This is a genomic window from Colwellia sp. 75C3 (genome assembly GCF_002836255.1).
GTDB lineage: Bacteria > Pseudomonadota > Gammaproteobacteria > Enterobacterales > Alteromonadaceae > Colwellia.
The window spans coordinates 527,798-545,986 of sequence record NZ_PJAU01000032.1 but is presented as its reverse complement, the minus strand read 5'-3'; the positions used below and the strand labels follow the sequence as shown (position 1 = coordinate 545,986).

Annotated in this window: 17 protein-coding genes, 1 other RNA gene and 1 pseudogene; 10 read left to right on the top strand and 9 right to left on the bottom strand. The window is 37.2% G+C overall.

All coding sequences use genetic code 11. The annotated features are described in order from the left end of the window. Nucleotides 1-15 precede the first annotated feature (15 nt). Both CXF85_RS04280 and CXF85_RS04275 read right to left on the bottom strand, forming a co-directional pair. Nucleotides 16-561 carry a GbsR/MarR family transcriptional regulator gene (locus CXF85_RS04280; RefSeq protein WP_101227261.1) on the bottom strand — a complete coding sequence of 182 codons (546 nt, stop codon included), beginning with the start codon at nucleotides 559-561 and terminating at the stop codon, nucleotides 16-18. Between the two features lie 317 nt (nucleotides 562-878). Beyond that, a complete protein-coding gene (locus CXF85_RS04275; RefSeq protein ID WP_101227260.1) occupies nucleotides 879-1,436 on the bottom strand; it encodes a phosphoribosyltransferase in 558 nt (185 codons plus the stop codon). A gap of 1,039 nt (nucleotides 1,437-2,475) precedes the next feature. On the opposite strand from CXF85_RS04275, the gene CXF85_RS04270 reads away from it, so the two are divergent. The 4 genes and pseudogenes from CXF85_RS04270 (at nucleotide 2,476) to CXF85_RS04255 (ending at nucleotide 5,329) form a co-directional block, all read left to right on the top strand. Next, nucleotides 2,476-2,982: a hypothetical protein gene (locus CXF85_RS04270; RefSeq protein ID WP_101227259.1), complete on the top strand. Its 507-nt coding sequence runs from the start codon at nucleotides 2,476-2,478 to the stop codon at nucleotides 2,980-2,982. Between the two features lie 196 nt (nucleotides 2,983-3,178). Beyond that, nucleotides 3,179-4,168 (top strand): transposase, encoded by a 990-nt coding sequence (locus CXF85_RS04265; protein WP_101227258.1) that lies wholly within the window; start codon nucleotides 3,179-3,181, stop codon nucleotides 4,166-4,168. Between the two features lie 207 nt (nucleotides 4,169-4,375). After that, a pseudogene (locus CXF85_RS04260) lies at nucleotides 4,376-4,936 on the top strand (transposase); the annotation flags it as partial. Nucleotides 4,937-5,143: 207 nt separating this feature from the next. Continuing rightward, entirely contained in the window at nucleotides 5,144-5,329 is a 186-nt protein-coding gene (locus tag CXF85_RS04255) for a hypothetical protein (protein ID WP_101227257.1), read from the top strand. 577 nt (nucleotides 5,330-5,906) lie between these two features. Here CXF85_RS04255 and CXF85_RS04250 read toward each other — a convergent pair. From CXF85_RS04250 to smpB, 3 genes are all read right to left on the bottom strand, one after another. Further along, a complete protein-coding gene (locus tag CXF85_RS04250; protein ID WP_101227256.1) occupies nucleotides 5,907-6,617 on the bottom strand; it encodes a hypothetical protein in 711 nt (236 codons plus the stop codon). Between the two features lie 209 nt (nucleotides 6,618-6,826). Beyond that, nucleotides 6,827-7,177: a transfer-messenger RNA gene (gene ssrA / locus CXF85_RS04245) on the bottom strand. A gap of 165 nt (nucleotides 7,178-7,342) precedes the next feature. After that, nucleotides 7,343-7,834 (bottom strand): SsrA-binding protein SmpB, encoded by a 492-nt coding sequence (gene smpB / locus CXF85_RS04240; RefSeq protein WP_101227255.1) that lies wholly within the window; start codon nucleotides 7,832-7,834, stop codon nucleotides 7,343-7,345. A gap of 174 nt (nucleotides 7,835-8,008) precedes the next feature. Between smpB and CXF85_RS04235 the strand changes: the two genes are divergently transcribed. Both CXF85_RS04235 and CXF85_RS04230 read left to right on the top strand, forming a co-directional pair. Next, entirely contained in the window at nucleotides 8,009-8,449 is a 441-nt protein-coding gene (locus tag CXF85_RS04235; protein WP_101227254.1) for a type II toxin-antitoxin system RatA family toxin, read from the top strand. A gap of 2 nt (nucleotides 8,450-8,451) precedes the next feature. Further along, a complete protein-coding gene (locus CXF85_RS04230) occupies nucleotides 8,452-8,847 on the top strand; it encodes an RnfH family protein (protein WP_101227253.1) in 396 nt (131 codons plus the stop codon). Nucleotides 8,848-8,928: 81 nt separating this feature from the next. On the opposite strand, the gene CXF85_RS04225 is transcribed toward CXF85_RS04230, so the two are convergent. The 3 genes from CXF85_RS04225 to nadK all read right to left on the bottom strand — a co-directional run bounded on the left by CXF85_RS04225 (nucleotide 8,929) and on the right by nadK (nucleotide 12,268). Then, on the bottom strand, nucleotides 8,929-9,363 hold the full coding sequence (locus CXF85_RS04225; protein ID WP_101227252.1) for an outer membrane protein assembly factor BamE: 435 nt from the start codon (nucleotides 9,361-9,363) through the stop codon (nucleotides 8,929-8,931). Nucleotides 9,364-9,559: 196 nt separating this feature from the next. Then, complete coding sequence (recN, locus tag CXF85_RS04220; RefSeq protein ID WP_101227251.1) at nucleotides 9,560-11,245, bottom strand: DNA repair protein RecN; 1,686 nt, start codon at nucleotides 11,243-11,245, stop codon at nucleotides 9,560-9,562. 141 nt (nucleotides 11,246-11,386) lie between these two features. Next, nucleotides 11,387-12,268 (bottom strand): NAD(+) kinase, encoded by an 882-nt coding sequence (nadK, locus tag CXF85_RS04215; RefSeq protein ID WP_101227250.1) that lies wholly within the window; start codon nucleotides 12,266-12,268, stop codon nucleotides 11,387-11,389. A gap of 156 nt (nucleotides 12,269-12,424) precedes the next feature. Here nadK and grpE point away from each other — a divergent pair, with 156 nt between their 5' ends. The 4 genes from grpE to dnaJ all read left to right on the top strand — a co-directional run bounded on the left by grpE (nucleotide 12,425) and on the right by dnaJ (nucleotide 17,364). Further along, nucleotides 12,425-13,054: a nucleotide exchange factor GrpE gene (gene grpE / locus CXF85_RS04210; RefSeq protein ID WP_101227249.1), complete on the top strand. Its 630-nt coding sequence runs from the start codon at nucleotides 12,425-12,427 to the stop codon at nucleotides 13,052-13,054. Between the two features lie 183 nt (nucleotides 13,055-13,237). Further along, nucleotides 13,238-13,729, top strand: a complete 492-nt coding sequence (locus CXF85_RS04205) for a peroxiredoxin family protein (protein WP_101227248.1) — start codon at nucleotides 13,238-13,240, stop codon at nucleotides 13,727-13,729. A 278-nt stretch (nucleotides 13,730-14,007) separates the two neighbouring features. Next, on the top strand, nucleotides 14,008-15,927 hold the full coding sequence (gene dnaK, locus CXF85_RS04200; protein ID WP_101227247.1) for a molecular chaperone DnaK: 1,920 nt from the start codon (nucleotides 14,008-14,010) through the stop codon (nucleotides 15,925-15,927). A 303-nt stretch (nucleotides 15,928-16,230) separates the two neighbouring features. After that, a complete protein-coding gene (dnaJ, locus tag CXF85_RS04195; protein ID WP_101227246.1) occupies nucleotides 16,231-17,364 on the top strand; it encodes a molecular chaperone DnaJ in 1,134 nt (377 codons plus the stop codon). A gap of 144 nt (nucleotides 17,365-17,508) precedes the next feature. Here dnaJ and CXF85_RS04190 read toward each other — a convergent pair whose 3' ends face one another. Beyond that, nucleotides 17,509-17,976, bottom strand: a complete 468-nt coding sequence (locus CXF85_RS04190; protein WP_101227245.1) for an Lrp/AsnC family transcriptional regulator — start codon at nucleotides 17,974-17,976, stop codon at nucleotides 17,509-17,511. Nucleotides 17,977-18,189: the final 213 nt, after the last annotated feature.

The window sequence follows — 18,189 nt, the reverse complement described above, 5'->3', positions numbered from 1 at the left end:
AAATGAATTGTTAACTTAGTTTTTGTTAATGAATTTATCTTTAAAATTGATAACTTTACTTACCCCAGAACCCAATTTCATTAGGGTCTTAAGTTTGTCTGGACTCATGCTTTGTAGTTCACTTGCCCAGTGAGTGCCTGTCTCTAGTAAGTCATGAATTTCATGCATTTTCTCTTGCGCATACACTTCCTTTTGATTAGCGGGTTCATCTAATAAATTATCGCGTAACAGTGAGAGCGTTGGATCTACTTCGCGTTTACGGCGCTCTTCAAATACGCGCGTAGCCATCTCCCAAATTGATCCCGCTGGCGAGTAATACTCTTTTCTGTCTTTTGGTTTATGCTGAACCTGCACTAAACGCCAAGACTGTAGTTCTTTAATGCCCATGCTGACATTACCGCGAGAGATATTAAGAGCTTCAGAAATGTCTATCGCAGTTAATGCATCTTCATGAATAATCAGCAAGCCATACATTTGACCAACAGTACGATTAAAGCCCCAACGACTGCCCATTTCGCCGCAATGCATTACGAAGGATTCTATTTTTGTAGTAAGTATCATATGAGTGTTCTGATGTTTCAGTAATTTCTGAAAGTTTAAACCTATATTGATATAGATCAAGTTTTAATTATATTTAACTTAATGTTAAATCGACTTAACGGTGAAAAAGTTATTCATATGAAGATCACAATAGATGTAAGTTGCCGTGGATTAGCTATTAAAAGGGAAGGTCGCGAGGTTGTAGATGAATGAAAGGACAATGACGTTATAAATAACTAAATAAACCCAGAGTCTTAAAATAACCTTATTATCAGGTAAAAAAAAAGCATGTCGAGATGACATGCTTTAAATAACTGTTTAGAGGTAAAGTAAAACCGCTAAACTAATAAGTCTTGAATGTTTGCTAAATCTTTTTTGCCATTGATGATTTCATCAGGTGTTAAACCCGATAATTCATGCGGGAATACTAACCATTCATCAGAAGTATGAACAAAGTAGTCAGGTGCAAAATCAACTTTTGAGTTTTGAGGCTTATACCAAGGACAAGCAACACGAACATCTTCAGGCATATTATTACGCATGTTCTCTTTTAACTGCTTAATTAATGCTTGAATGCTTCGACCGGAGTCAAAAACATCATCAACAATTAATAAGCCATCACCAGAGTTAGCATTTTCAATAATGTAATGTAAGCCATGAACTTTAATTTCTTTACTTTGCTGGTTAATGCCGTAGTAAGACGACGTACGAACAGCAATGTGATCAGTTTCTACTTTTTTAAAGTCGAAATACTCTTGAACAGCGATGCCAATAGGTGCACCACCACGCCAGATACCCACAATAAACTGAGGGCGAAAGCCGTCTTCAAATACTTTAGCGGCTACGCGAAAAGAATCTTCTAATAATTCTTGCGCGGTAATAAAACGTTTTTCCATTGCCGAGGAAACCTTTTCAAAAAATGATAAGCGCTAATTATAACCTGACAAATTAAAATAGTGTACTGGTTGTTTACAATCTCGTGTTCTCGATCATTAAGTTTCTTTGAATGCACTATTAACCTATCAAGTATCCGACCGTGTATTTGTACTTTGTGAAATCAACATTGTCACTCAGTGCTGGTTATATTTCATTATTAGGTAAGCATTAATAACTGTCTGAGATTTGTTAGAAACCAAGCTGAACATCTATGACTGCACTGTGGTGATGTTAACAAACACACTAGCTTGTCAACGATAAGAATAGAATAAGATAAACACGCAGCTCTTAAAAGCTAACAAGTTTTTTGATAAAACTTATAAATACAACGGTATAACTGGTTTCATTGCTGTATTCATTACGGTGTAATGCTCTGTAATGTATTTATTTGTTACAAAAATGTAAAGTCTCTCTGTTGTATTTGTTTTTTAGTGTGTAACCAGGTTTTGTTTACTGGTTGTTTTACAGCTAATAATTGAAGGCTTTTATTTAAGCCTGTAAATTATTAGCTGTTTTTTTTATGTCTGCGAAAGTTATCTTTATCATGGGTACAGAGTCAATTGCTTAGCTTGGTCAACAAACTCCGAAATACAATCTATTAAAATATTAGCAGGATGTTCTAAACCTGTGACACAGTCCATTTTTGATGTTGCTTTAAATCTTTATACACTGCCGAGTTCTTACATCGTAGTCACCTTGCTTATAAATACTACTTTCACCAAGGTATCCTTCGGCATTTTCAGAGCCAAAAAATACAGACTTAGTACAAGGATCTACTTTAGATTTACCTTAAGTATAAAGTACGTTGGGCGGTTAAATCTATGGGGAGTAATCTCACTATTAGTAGCCTCTTTTCTCACAAAGCCGGCAGCCACTCAGTAATATTGTGATGACTTTAAAGTGCGTATTGTTGACGTAACGAACTGAAAAGATTAATGTCTTCAAAGAGAACTGAACAGCAAAGTATGGAATACATTTAATTTAATAATAAGGATATTTATGAAAAATTTTTCATTAATCATTAGCATCTTGGTACTAAGCGCTTGTGGGAGTGATACTGATGAAAAAGCGCTCGACATCAATGGCTCAATAGCTGATACCGGGGGCTTTACCCTACAAAATGTCAGATTTGATTCAAAAGATTATTATGAAGAAGAGCAGGTTACGGTTACAGAAGGTACTAGCTTTGAAGTTCAGTGGGTATCACCAACCTCAGCGTCTTACAAAATAGATTTATATTTATCGACCAACGGTGTAGTACATTCTGACAGAAATAAAATAATAGGGCTTAAATGCGGTAACGCTTCTTTCTCACTTTGTCCTAACGCAACAGGTGAAGTTCAATGTGGAATTGATGACAACAAGTTATCTTGCTCTATTGGTAGTAAGCCCTTTCAGCAAAAAGACCTATCAAGCCTAAGGTTTATTATAAGAGGTTGTGATGTCCTCAATAGCTGTGATGTAAAAACGTTTAATTTGTCGGTACAAAATAATACTGGTAATTAAGAATAACTTTGTAGTAAAAAAATATCCTGAAGTTATCAAGTTATCAAGTTATCAAGTTATCAAGTTATCAAGTTATTAAGTTATTAAGTTATTAAGTAAAGTTATCAGGCAAAGTTATCAGGCCACCCATGATAAGTTGTGCATATTTCAATCACTAAACTAAGCTTAATTTACTTTTATTAAGTTGGTGATTGAAATGCCTAAGCCTCGTTCACAACAAATTAGTTTATTAGATACGCCTTTTTATCATATATGCAGCCGTACAGTTCGAAAGGCTTTTTTGTGTGGCGTAGATAAGGTGACAGGGGTAAGTTTTGAACATAGGCGTACATGGATTGAAAAACGACTATTTCAATTATCTCAAGTGTTTTCTATCGATATCTGTGCACATGCTGTGATGCATAACCACCTACACCTCGTGTTATGCGTAGATGTAGAAAAAGTTAAAAAGTGGTCAACTGGCGAGGTTATTGAGCGTTGGCATCAGTTATTCAAAGGCACACTTCTAACTCAAAAATATTCAAATCAACTGGATAATCAACCGTTGGATAAATATCAACTGGAGATGATTGAAAGCACGGCTGATATTTACAAACAACGATTAATGGATATTAGCTGGTTTATGCGTTCATTAAACGAGCCTATAGCCCGACAAGCAAATAGAGAAGACAACTGCACAGGGCACTTCTGGGAAGGGCGTTTTAAATCACAAGCACTGCTTGATGAAGGGGCTTTACTGTCATGCATGGCATATGTTGATTTAAACCCTGTACGTGCAGGCATTGCACCCACACCAGAGCAGTCAGACTTCACCAGTATTCAATTACGTATACAAGCCGCGATAAAAGGTGAACAACCTACAGCGTTACTACCTTTTACTGGCGATGAACACCAGCATAAACCCTTAGGTATTCGTTTTAGCTTACAAGACTACTTAACCCTCGTTGATGAAACAGGACGCATCCTGCGTGATGACAAACGTGGTGTTATCAACAGTAAAGCTGTAAATATTCTAGCCAGACTACACGTCAGTGATGAAAACTGGTTAAAACTCACTACAGACTTTGAAAGTATATTCACAGGAGCAGTAGGTACTGCCGAACATTTATGTGAATTTAGCGAGCATGTTGGCTTACAACGTACACATGGCATAGCGAATGCTCAGCTCTGCTTAAATAGTGCATAACCACCATTATTAATAAGACGTAAACGCAAGACTATTTTAACGTGGTAGATTTAGCTCGGCCAAAATTTGGTGTTTTGAGAAACTAATGATGATAAGGGCTAAAATAGCTTGTTTATTTTATCTATAGGTATTTTTCATAAGCTAAAAAGATATCAACTGACTTGCTACTATTACTTATAGTTATCATGGGTGGCATAGTTAATTTTTCGTTCATTAAACGAGCCTATAGCCCGACAAGCAAATAGAGAAGACAACTGCACAGGGCACTTCTGGGAAGGGCGTTTTAAATCACAAGCACTGCTTGATGAAGGGGCTTTACTGTCATGCATGGCATATGTTGATTTAAACCCTGTACGTGCAGGCATTGCACCCACACCAGAGCAGTCAGACTTCACCAGTATTCAATTACGTATACAAGCCGCGATAAAAGGTGAACAACCTACAGCGTTACTACCTTTTACTGGCGATGAACACCAGCATAAACCCTTAGGTATTCGTTTTAGCTTACAAGACTACTTAACCCTCGTTGATGAAACAGGACGCATCCTGCGTGATGACAAACGTGGTGTTATCAACAGTAAAGCTGTAAATATTCTAGCCAGACTACACGTCAGTGATGAAAACTGGTTAAAACTCACTACAGACTTTGAAAGTATATTCACAGGAGCAGTAGGTACTGCCGAACATTTATGTGAATTTAGCGAGCATGTTGGCTTACAACGTACACATGGCATAGCGAATGCTCAGCTCTGCTTAAATAGTGCATAACCAGTGTTATTAATAAGGCGTAAACTTAATACTATTTTAACGTGGTAGGATTAACACGGCTAAAATTTGATGTCTTGAGAAATAATGATGATAAGGACTAAAAATAGCTTGTTTATTTTATCTATAGGTATTTTTCATAAGCTAAAAAGATATCAACTGACTTGTTATTATTACTTATAGTTATTATGGGTGGCATAGTTAATTACTATGACTAATGCCGAAAGGTCTAAAAAAGCACGTGATAAAAAGGCAGCTAATAAGCTTGTTACTATCAATACAACGCTTAATAAACGTGATTCTGAGCTTTATAATCTAATGATTGCTAGTGGCTTTGATTTAAATAAAATCGTTGATATGGCTTACACCTATTCGTTGACGTTAGATTCTGATTAATCCTATGCGAAGCATGCAAGCGGAGCGAAACATAAAACATCGTTTTATTAGAGATAGAACAACCAGATAAATCTGCTTGTTCGTTTCTACAGTCTTTCAACAAGTAAAAATGTCCATTTCGCCTCCTGCAAAACTTCCCTTATTACTTTTTACTCACTTAAATCGAGCGTTCGAGGACGAGGGCGAAGCCTGAGCAACGAGGACGAAGCCTGAGCAACGAGGACGAAGCCTGAGCAACGAGGACGAATAGCGAAGATTAAGTGTGTTTTAGTTTATTCTTGTTTGATGATGGCAGCATATTAATGAAATTTTACTCCCGTTTAGTAATACGGGGGTAAAGTTTTTTCGGAGTGCCTCTGCAAGCGTTATATACCAACACCTACAGCGATTTGTCAGTTTTACGGTTGTTCTTTTTTTAGCGAAGCGTTAAGAAAAAATAACAACCTGTACTAAGCGAGCGAAGCGATTCATTTAATTTCTAGTCTCTAATGTCTTCTGCACTTCTTCGCGTAGCGAGTGCACTAACTCCCCCGTTATGTATTACGAGGGTAGAATCCACTAAAATATGCGGCTTTGGCTAAATGTTTCTATATTTTTTGTTTGTTCGTATATTTTTAATCAGTTTTCGCATTCCTTTGACTAGTTTTTTTTGTGATTCTTCAATAGTTTCTCTCTCAGAATTTGTTGAGTCACTAGATTCACTGATATGGTTAATTATATGGTCACACAATTCTTTTTTGTGTACATCTACATAATAAGCTGTCTTACGGAGACGTATTTTTATCGAAACATTTTTGCAGTTGGTGTACCATGTCGCATAGTCTTTAATTAATTCTTTTTCAGCATAATCAACTAGGTACAGTTCAAATATTAACTTACATTTGTCAACGAATTCAGGGGTTGAGAATTCTACATACTTTTCATTTTCCACTAAATCTATAACTTCAATTTTATCTATACTTTCATCTTTGCTAATTTTTGATTCAACCATAAATAATTGGTCTGTGTATTTTACGTAATGATTTTCAAACACATTGCCATTAATTAGGTCGTAAAACTCTTCTGTTTTCTCTAATAGTTTTTTTGCAGACCATAAATTTAACTCTGCCTTTTGTTTAGAGTCTAACATTCTGTTCTCTATCTCTATGAGCTCTTCAATTTTGCTTAGCTTGGCGGAGATTTCAGTTATTACCTTTGCTTCAGTTTTAACTTTGGTTCTAACGTATATTGAAATTAGACCTGTTAGGTACCCAAGTGCGGCAATTGAGTAAAAGAGAATGTCATACATTTTATATAAATCCTTTTAAAATTTGATGTTATTAACAGGTTCGAATAAAAAACATGTATTTTTATAAGTAACAAATATCAGACATAAAAAAACCGCAATTAAGCGGCTTCTATTTTCTATTTTTTATGTATTCCCATATACGCTAGGGACGTAAATGGGACATCGATAAATTATTCTTCTGTAACCTATTGAGTTACAGATGGTTTTTTTGGTGGAGCGGGGGGGAATCGAACCCCCGTCCAAAAAGCCTACATCCTCGGTACTACATGCTTAGTCGCTTATTTATTTAACCAATTAGACGCCAAGCGACAGGCTTCGTCATGGTGAGCTTAATACTATTTCGCGGTTCAGCCTTAAGCGTGCTTCCCTCGCTATCCTATTTGGGGTGACCATCGATCCTCTAACCAATAGGAGAGATTTCAAGGCGATGGCTAGCCTAAGCGGCTAGTGCGAACGTATCGTCGTTAGCAATTATAGTTTTTACGGCTTTTTACCAGGCAAACCGCCCCTGGGCATGCACCTTGGGTTTCATGAATCTTGTCGAATCCTAGATCCGCCCCAAAGTTTACTTTTTGCATTTTCTATTCTTTTTTACTAATACTATTTCTAATATTTTCATAGACTCGATATGCCTATGACTTGCATTATACAACGCTTAACTTAAATAGACAACGTGGTATTTTTTAACCACTTACCTAGCAAGCAACCTAACAAACAGCGAAAAATTAACGATCTAAGTTTTTATTTTTCATTAAGCGGCCTTTATCAACTGCCCACTCTCTGTCTTTTATGTCTGAACGTTTGTCATGATCTTTCTTACCTTTACCCAAATAAAATTCGAGTTTCACCCAACAGGCTTTCCAGTACATAGCCGTGGCAATCAAAGAGTAACCGTCACGTTCAACAGCAGCAGTGATTTTCTCTAGCTCTCTACGGTTAAGTAATAATTTTCTATCACGGTTTGGATCACATACAACGTGACTAGAGGCTGAATTAAGAGGCGATATTTCAGCACCTAATAAATAAGCTTCACCGTCTTTAATATGTACGTAACAGTCAGAAATGTTTACTTTGCCACTTCTAATACTCTTAATTTCCCAACCTTGTAAGCTCATGCCGCCTTCAAACTTGTCTGTTAAGCTATAGTTGTGCCTCGCTTTTTTATTTAAAGCGATAGTATTGCTGTTAGATTTATTTTTAGATTTTTTCTTAGCCATCTTTATCATCCATTCCTTTGCCACAATAAGCAGCAAACGCGGTGATTATACTGAGAATAAATTGCTTTTACATGATAATTTTTTTTTAAGGATAAAAATTAGCATAATAATGCGCTTTTTCTCTTGTTTTGCTATCATGTCGGCCATTGAATGGGGGCAACTTGCGGAGTAATAATGCCAACCATAAGTCGTAGTGCTTTAGTTATGTATAGTGTTGACCAGATGTATCAGTTAATAAATGATATTCCAGCGTACCCAGAGTTTTTGCCTGATTGTAATGACAGTAAGGTGATAAGCCAAGATGATAAATCGGTTACGGCAGCGCTACTGGTATCAAAAGGCGGGTTAAGTAAGTGGTTCACTACTAAAAACACGCTAATATCCAATGAAAAGATTCATTTGTCCCTTGTTGATGGCCCTTTTAAAAAACTAGAAGGCTATTGGTTACTCACTGCATTATCAGATGATGCGTGTAAGGTGAGCTTAGAGCTGGATTATGAATTTTCAAATAAACTGGTTTCTTTAGCTTTTGGTAAAGTGTTCGGTCACTTTAGTAATAGCTTAGTGCAAGTTTTTACCCAGCGAGCAAAAGAAATTTACGGAGTTAATGTTTAATTATGGCTTTAGATAGTAGTGAGTTAACTAATCTCGATGATTCAGTAAACGAGGATAAAGTATCCATAGAAGTTGTTTATGGCGTACCACAAAAGCAACAGATATTAACATTGTTAGTTGATACTGGCTCTACCGTAGAGCAAGCAATTATCGACTCTGGAATTATTACTTTATTTCCTGAAATTGATTTAAGTATCAATAAAGTTGGTGTGTGGAATCGGGCAGTTAAGCTATCTGAAGAAGTAAATGATCTTGATAGAATTGAAGTTTACCGTCCACTTATTGCTGATCCTAAAGACGTAAGAAAGCGTCGAGCGGAAAAAGCAAAGCTAGAAGGTCGTGCCGATAAAACAACAGGCGGACGAGTAAATCCGTTGAGAGTTGATGCGAAAAAATAGTTAAGTCTGTAGCTAAAAGCAGATACAAAAAAACGGCATTTATGCCGTTTTTTTATTTGAAGTTCAATTTCTATTTACTCACTATTTACCATCAGTCGCTTTATTTTTAACTGAAGTGTTTTCCTCAGCAGTAAATTTATTGTTATTGACTGGCTTTTCAACTGCAACAGGTGCATTGAATGGCGTATTAAATTTATCAGATAGTGGGAAATCACCTGAGGCAGAGATTAATTTATCTGCAGAAAAGTTAATGATAAATTGTTTTCTGATATCAAAATCCTTATTTCGACCAGACTTTAATTTGTAAACATAACTCCAAGTATCGTTATTGAAAGTGTCTACAACAACGGGGCTACCCAAAATAAATTTAACTTGTTCCTTGGTCATACCTACTTGTAATTTATCAATACTCTTTTGTTCAAGGTAATTACCTTGGGGGACGTCATAGCGAAAAACCCAGCTAGAACAAGAGGATAAGGTTAGTGCAGTAACAATAATGGCAACACGAAAATACATAAAATTTATTTACCTTTAAGTAGCTCAAAAAATCAGGCTAAAAGTGTGAGCAGGGATAATACCCAAGCCCAGCATGGATTCAAAGCTATTTATTTTATCAGTTAACAAATTCTATTTTCATCTATCAAATGAAAGTATGTAGATCACCTGTTGTCAGGGCGAAATTCTTACTTAAATCGATAAGATGTATATGAACTTAGCTGGCCAATAGCTCTTGCGCATTAGCTAAGCTGTGTTGTGATATTTTATCACCAGCTAACAAACGAGCAATTTCTTTGACACGATTTGACTCACTTAGTTCCGTTACTTTCGTTTCGGTGAGTTCTCCATCTGTCATTTTGCTAACAAAAAGTTGTTGATGTCCCTTACAAGCCACTTGTGGCAAATGGGTAACACAAATTACTTGGGTATTTTGAGACAGCTGTTGTAGCTTTTTACCTACCATTGCGGCTGTTGGTCCACTTATCCCTACATCGACTTCATCAAATATCAACGTTGGTGTGACCACTTTATCCGCTAATATAACCTGCATTGCTAGACTGATACGCGATAGTTCACCACCTGATGCAACCTTATGCATTGCCTCAAGCGCCTGACCTGGATTGATACTGACTTGAAAGTTAATGGTGTCTATACCATTGGTATTGATTACTTCTTTGCCATTGTCTTGTTTTCTATTATCTTCGATAGCAATAAAGAACTGACCATGGGGCATATTGAGTTCTTGCATACTTTTACTGATTAACTTACTAAGCATTTTCCCATATTTTTTTCTTGAGGATGACAACGCTTCGGCGCTTTCAATATAGTTAACTTTAGTCTGCTCTAGTTCTTCAATAATAGTATCGATACGTGTTTCATCACCCGATATTGAAACAAGTTGTTGTTTTAATTCGCAATGAAAGTTAACTAAGTTTTCTGGTGATAGCTGGTGTTTCTTCGCTAAGAGTAAGGCGGTGGAATAACGTTCTTCGATAATGGCGTAATTTTGTGGGTCTAATTCTAATTGCTGGTAATAATGCTGTAGATCGTTATTCGCTTCATCTAATTGAATGAGTGAATTAGACAAAATAGCGGCAACATCGACAAGTTGATTATCAACGCGCGCAATTGAATTGATGTTTTCGCTACACTCTCTTAATGAATCTAATATATTAAAATTATCATTTTCAGATAAAATTTGTAATGAACTGAGGGTAGAATCAAGTAAATCTTGGGCATTACTGTGTCGTTTATAGTCTTGTTCTAAGGTAGAAAACTCATCTGGCTGTAATGAAAACTCGTCAAGTTCAGTGACTTGATATTGAATGAGTTGTTGCTCAGCCTCTCGCTGTTGCTTACTTTTCTGCAGCATTTCTAGCTCTTTATTGAGCTTATTCCATTGTTGCGAATAATGTTTTACCGCACTGAGTAAAGGTAAGTGATTGGCATAGTTATCGAGTAAGCGACATTGTTGATTGGCCTTAACAATAAGCTGGTGATCATGTTGACCATGAATATTAATTAATAGCTGTCCAATCTCTTTTAATTGCACTAACGGGACTTGGCTACCATTGATATAGGACTTAGATCGCCCTTCAGCAGAGATGACACGGCGTAGTATGCATTCGCTATCATGCTCAGCAACCAGCTCATGTAGTTTAAGCCAAGCGCGGGCCATTTTATTTTTCTTTGTTTCGAACGTAGCCGCTAGGTCGGCTTTTTTGCAGTTTGGTCTAACAACATTGGTTGTTGCTCTATCACCTAAACATAAACCTAGCGCGTCAATAGCAATTGATTTTCCCGCGCCAGTTTCACCGGTAATTGTCGTCATGCCTGATTGCCAATCAATATCTAATGAACGGACAATGGCAAAGTTTTGAATGTTAAGTTGCAATAGCATAGTTAAGCCTTAAGCATGAGTATAAAACCAGTACCTGTTAATTTATACAGGTATTGGTTTTTATTCAAGCTTATTTGAAACTATTTGCTTATTTTTGGAGGGTCATGCTAACTCTTTTTTTATAGAATAAAGAGTAGGGGACTAATAAAGCTTGTTACCCCAGCTTAATTTATTTCGTAAAACGTTAAAGTAATCATGATCTAAGGGGTGAATCAAACGAATACTGCATTCACTCTTTTTGATAATAACTTCATCACCAGGCATTACTGTTAAAATAACGTGGCCGTCACAACTCACTTGCAAGTTTTCGTGATTATCATTAGCCAGTATCAGTTTAATTTCACTATTACCATCAACAACAATCGGTCGACTTGTTAATGTGTGCGGGAACATAGGTACTAATGTTAGTGCATTTAAGTTAGGCGTTAAAATAGGTCCACCAGCAGACATTGAATAAGCGGTTGATCCCGTAGGCGTTGATACAATTAGACCATCAGAGCGCTGGCTAAACATAAAGCTACCATCGATATAGACTTCAAATTCAATCATGCTGGCGACTTTACCGGCATGCAGTACGGCTTCATTAACCGCGCTATTAGAACTTTTCAGTTTTCCGTGACGATAAACTTCAGCTTCAATAATAAAACGTTGTTCACTGCGAGACTTACCCGCTAATATTTGCTTTAGCGGTTCAATGAGTTCAGCGGGGGAAAGATCGGTTAAAAAACCTAAGTTACCGCGGTTTACCCCAATAACGCCAATATCAAAACAAGCAAGGACGCGTGCTGCGCCGAGCATGTAACCATCACCACCGACAACAATAGCGAGATCTGCCTGCTCGCCAATATCGGTTAAGGTGCCGGTTTTCATATTTTTAATATCGAGTGATTGCGCTACCGAGAGTTCAACAATGACTTGATACTCATTTGCTAATAAATAGTCATGTAACGTTTGTATTGTGTCACTGGCGCCATCATGGTTAGGTTTGCCAATAAGCCCAATAGTTTTATAGTGTTGAGACATACGATAATTTACTTAGTTTGCTAGGGTTAAGAGCAGTTTCGCTGGATTTTGCTCACTTGTAAAGTTCACTTTTTACAAAATGTTTTTAAATGAAGCTTGAATCATTTTAGAGAGCCCCCATAATGTCACCAATAGTTATAAAATTAAGGTTTTTCCATGACAACAGAATCAACAAATAATAAAGAAGAGTTAACTGCTGAGCAATTAGCTGATGACATCGTTAAACAAGCTGAAGAGCAAGTAGAAGAACAACACGAACATGCTCATGAAGTAATTAGTGCAGAGCAAGAAAAAATTAACGAGTTAGAGTTATCGTTAGTTGCGGCGCAATCTACGGTTGTTGACCAAAAAGACTCAGTTATTCGCGCTAAAGCAGAAGTAGACAACATTCGTCGTCGCGCTGCTCAAGATGTAGAGAAAGCACGTAAGTTCGCGCTAGAGAAGTTTGCTGGTGAAATGCTAACAAGCGTAGATAACTTGGAGCGCGCGCTTCAAAATATCGATAAAGACGATGAGAGTAATAAAGGTGTTATTGAAGGCGTTGAATTAACGTTACAAGGTTTAATTGCTTCGTTAGAGAAATTTGGTGTTAAAGCTGTTGATCCACAAGATCAACCTTTCAATCCTGAACTTCATCAAGCAATGTCTATGCAAGAAGTACCTGGTGTAGCGCCAAACACTGTTATTGCTGTAATGCAAAAAGGTTATGAGTTAAATGGTCGTTTAATTCGCCCAGCGATGGTGATGGTATCTAAAGCGGCACCAAGTGTTGATGCTACTGCGTAATACGTAGCCTATATCAAACTTAAAGTAGTCGTACAAAAAAGCAAAGGGATTTTCTCTTTGCTTTTTTTTTGCCTTTTATTTGAAGATAAATTTATTTTTAGCTGTAATTTTACCTGTAAATGAAATGTTTTTGAGAAAACTAGGTCTTTTACAATACAACTCATTTATTACCCAATATTCACTATGAATCATATTTTAAGAAACATACTTTTTGTTTTGGTGACTTTATTTACCACGGTAAGTTTTAGTTCTCATGCAAATGAAACAGCAAAACCGTGGCAATTAAAAACTCAAAAGGGTGATGTTATTAGTTTAGCCCAGTATAAGAACAAACCGGTCATCCTTCACTTCTGGGCAACCTGGTGCCCTTATTGTAAAAAACTACAACCCACCTTAGTTGAATTACAGAAAAAATATCAAGCAGAAGGTGTAGAGCTTATCTCAATAAGTTTTAATGAAGATGAAGGGGCATTACCTCAAGATGAAATTAAACGCAGAGGTTATTCTTTTTTAACCGCTGTAATGGGTGAAGAGGTTGCTAAGCTTTATGGTGTGCGAGGTACGCCAACAACATTTTTTATTAATAGAAAAAATGAGATTATTTGGAAATCATCTACGTCAGACAAAACAGACCCTCGTTTTGAATTAGCGTTACAAGAAATAATTAAAAAATAGCCATTCGAAGTATTCCAGCTATTTAATTATCGATTTTATGGGCTACTGCGATATAAGTAATCGTCTTTTTCCTTCAGTCAAAATTTTACTAAAGGTAATGTTCGCTAAGAACATTACCTTTTTCCCACTACTTTTCACTTTATCTGCACAAAAAAGCGATTTTTTTAAATTTATCTATTGAAAAGCATTTTGCTGACCCCACTTATTATTCAACAAACAATTTAATCAAAATTACTTTATCTATTTAGATAAAGACTTAATGAATAGGAGCTCCCAAGATGGGCAAAATTATCGGTATTGACCTAGGAACAACTAACTCATGTGTTGCTGTATTAGACGGCGGCACTGTACGTGTTATTGAAAATGCAGAAGGCGATCGCACAACTCCTTCAATCATTGGTTATACAGCTGAAGGCGAAACATTAGTAGGTCAACCTGCTAAGCGTCAATCTGTTACTAACCCAGAAAATACTTTATATGCAATTAAGCGTTTAATCGGTCGTCGTTTCGAAGATAAAGAAACACAACGTGACATCGATATTATGCCATTTGGTATTGTTAAAGCTGACAACGGTGATGCTTGGGTTCAAGTAAAGGGCGAGAAAATTGCTCCACCACAAGTTTCAGCTGAAGTTCTTAAGAAAATGAAAAAGACTGCTGAAGACTTCTTAGGCGAAACAGTAACTGAAGCTGTTATTACTGTTCCTGCTTACTTTAACGATTCACAGCGTCAAGCAACGAAAGATGCTGGTCGTATAGCTGGTCTTGAAGTTAAACGTATTATCAACGAACCTACTGCTGCTGCACTTGCTTACGGCATGGACAAGCAAGAAGGCGATAAAGTTGTAGCTGTATACGATTTAGGTGGTGGTACATTCGATATTTCAATCATTGAAATTGATGAAATGGATGGCGAGCATACTTTTGAAGTACTAGCGACTAACGGTGATACTCACTTAGGTGGTGAAGATTTTGATAACCGTCTAATCAACTACCTAGTAGCTGAATTCAAGAAAGACCAAGGCATGGACTTAACGTCTGATCCTTTAGCAATGCAACGCTTAAAAGAAGCTGCAGAAAAAGCTAAATGTGAGCTTTCTTCAGCACAACAAACAGATGTTAACTTACCTTACATCACTGCTGATGCTTCAGGTCCTAAGCACATGAACATCAAAGTGACTCGTGCTAAATTAGAGTCATTAGTTGAAGATATGGTTCAAGCAACATTAGTGCCGCTTAAACAAGCACTTAAAGATGCAGACTTATCAGTAAGTAAAATTGATGATGTTATCTTAGTTGGTGGTCAATCTCGTATGCCACTAGTTCAAAAAGCTGTTACTGATTTCTTCGGTAAAGAGCCACGTAAAGACGTTAACCCTGATGAAGCAGTAGCTGCAGGCGCGGCGATTCAAGCGGGTGTTCTTTCTGGTGATGTAACTGACGTACTTCTTTTAGATGTTACGCCATTATCATTAGGTATTGAGACTATGGGCGGCGTGATGACGAAAGTTATCGACAAAAACACCACTATCCCTACTAAGCAATCTCAAACGTTCTCTACAGCTGACGATAACCAATCAGCGGTAACTGTTCATGTTTGTCAAGGTGAGCGTAAGCAAGCTTCTGCAAACAAATCTTTAGGTCAATTTAACCTTGAAGGTATTGATGCTGCACCACGTGGAACACCACAAATCGAAGTTACTTTCGATATCGATGCTGATGGTATCTTGCACGTAACGGCTAAAGATAAAAACACAGGTAAAGAGCAAAAAATCACTATCAAAGCGTCTTCAGGTTTGTCTGATGAAGAAGTAGAGCAAATGGTACGTGATGCAGAAGCTAACGCTGATGAAGATGCTAAATTTGAAGAACTAGTTACTGCACGTAACCAAGCTGATGGCATGATTCACGCTACTCGCAAGCAAGTTGAAGAAGCTGGCGAAGAGTTACCAAGCGAAGATAAAGAGAAAATTGAAGCAGCATTAACTGAGCTTGAAGAAGCTGTTAAGGGTGATGATAAAGAAGCAATTGATACTAAAACTCAAGCGCTTATGGAAGCATCAGCTAAGTTAATGGAAATTGCTCAAGCTAAAGAACAAGCGCAAAGTGCTCCAGAAGGCGCGGCTCAAGAAGCTGACGCTGCTCCTGCAGACGATGTTGTAGACGCTGAGTTTGAAGAAGTTAAAGACGACAAATAAGTGTTTTTTGAATCGTTAAGCTGTCGTTATATCGCTTAATTTCTACGTCGAAGGTACTCACGTATAGTCATACGCTACGTGCCTTCTTCTTGAACTTAAACAATTTAACTTAATCTTAGCGTTCAAAAGAGTTAAACTATGTCATCTTATGAAAGCGTCGATATTACTCGGCGCTTTTTGTGTATATAAAATCAGATATTAATTTTTATAATTGGTGCTGATTTTCTTGATTTTTTCATTGTGAATATTCAAAAAAAATGAAGAAAATTAGTCTCAATCAACTTGAAGTAAAGAAACCGATTTATGTCAAAACGTGATTATTATGAAACCTTAGGTGTTAGCCAAGATGCCTCTGAGAAAGAAGTAAAAAAAGCCTATAAAAAGTTAGCAATGAAGTATCACCCAGATCGTACTCAAGGTGATAAGGTTAAAGAAGAAACGTTTAAAGAAGTTAAAGAGGCTTACGAGATCCTTAATGACGACCAAAAACGTGCTGCTTACGACCAATATGGTCATGCTGCTTTTGAACAAGGTGGTCACGGTGGTGGCGGTGGTCAAGGTGGCGGTTTTGGTCAAGACTTCGGCGATATATTCGGTGATATTTTTGGCGGAGGCGGCGGTGGTCGTGGACGTCAGCGTCAGCAACGTGGCAGCGATTTACGTTATAACGTAGAGTTATCACTTGAAGATGCGGTTAAAGGTAAAAGCTTAGAAATTAAAGTACCTACCTATGTAAGCTGTGATCCTTGTGACGGCTCAGGTGCTAAACCAGGCACTTCGGCTAAAACCTGTAGCACTTGTCATGGCCATGGCCAAGTTCAAATGCGTCAAGGTTTATTCGCAGTACAACAAACCTGTCCTACGTGTAGTGGCAAAGGTAAAGTGATTAGCGATAAGTGTACTTCATGTCGTGGTCAAGGACGTGTTGAGAAAACTAAAACGTTATCAGTTAAAATTCCTGCGGGCGTTGATACTGGCGATAGAATTCGTTTATCTGGCGAAGGTGAAGCCGGAGAACATGGCGCCGGAGCGGGTGATTTATACGTACAAGTAAACGTACGTGATCATGAGATATTTGTTCGTGATGAAAACCACTTGTATTGTGAAGTACCTATTAGTTTTGTTACTGCAGCCTTAGGTGGTGATATTGAAGTACCAACACTTGGTGGTAAAGTTAAGCTGAAGGTTCCTAAAGAAACACAAACGGGCAAAATGTTCCGTTTACGTGGTAAAGGCGTTAAGTCAGTACGTAGTTCTACTACCGGCGACCTAATGTGTAAAGTGGTTATTGAAACGCCAGTGAACTTATCAGGCGATCAAGCTGACTTATTACGTCAATTAGAAGAGAAAATGGCGAGTAGTAGCAAAAAGCATAGCCCTAAAGAAAGTGGCTTCTTTGACGGTGTTAAGAAGTTTTTTGATGACCTTAAAAGCTAATAGCTTTACCAAGAAAAATTAGCTAATACTTTAGGTATTAGCTATCAAAAAAATCCCGCGTTATGTTAATTTTTTATTAACAAGTAATGCGGGATTTTTTATGTCTTATTTCGAATGATTTATACAAAATTCAACGGTAATATTTTACTCGTCGAAATTGGGTAAAATACCACTACGGCTGTGTTCAAAAATGAGTGATGTTTCTACAGTAGTTACTGCTTCGCGCGAGGTGATGTTTTTGAAAACAAATTGACGTAGGTGCTCACTGTCTTTTACTGACATATGGATATAGTAGTCATAACTGCCACCCATGTGATAAAGGTTTAATATTTCTGGGAACATCAGTAAATCATCGCGCAGGTTGTTCACAATTTCCTCTGAATAAGGTTGTAAGCGAATTGCTGCGATTGCTTCTATATTACCGCCGATAGTTTTTAAGTTAACATCGATAAACGCACCTTTAATGACACCACTTAATTTTAAGCGTTTAACGCGCTCTAAACAGGTAGAGGGAGCAATGCCTATTTTGGCTGCAAGTTCTTTGTTTGTAATATCTGCATCGTCATAAAGTATGGTTAATACCTGTAAATCTATGCTATCTAGCTTCTTCATTGGTCACCTGTAAACTAATTACTGCTTTATTAAGCTAAATACTACACTTAATGTGGGTAACGAGACCAGTGTTATAGCGTTTATTTTGAATTTTTGACGTGAAAATCTATATTATCCGAATTATTTTTATATTTTGGCTACTATTTCTGTGATTTATCGTGAAAAGAGCGTTACAAACTTTCACAGTGATAATGTTTGCTAGTGTTATGTAAT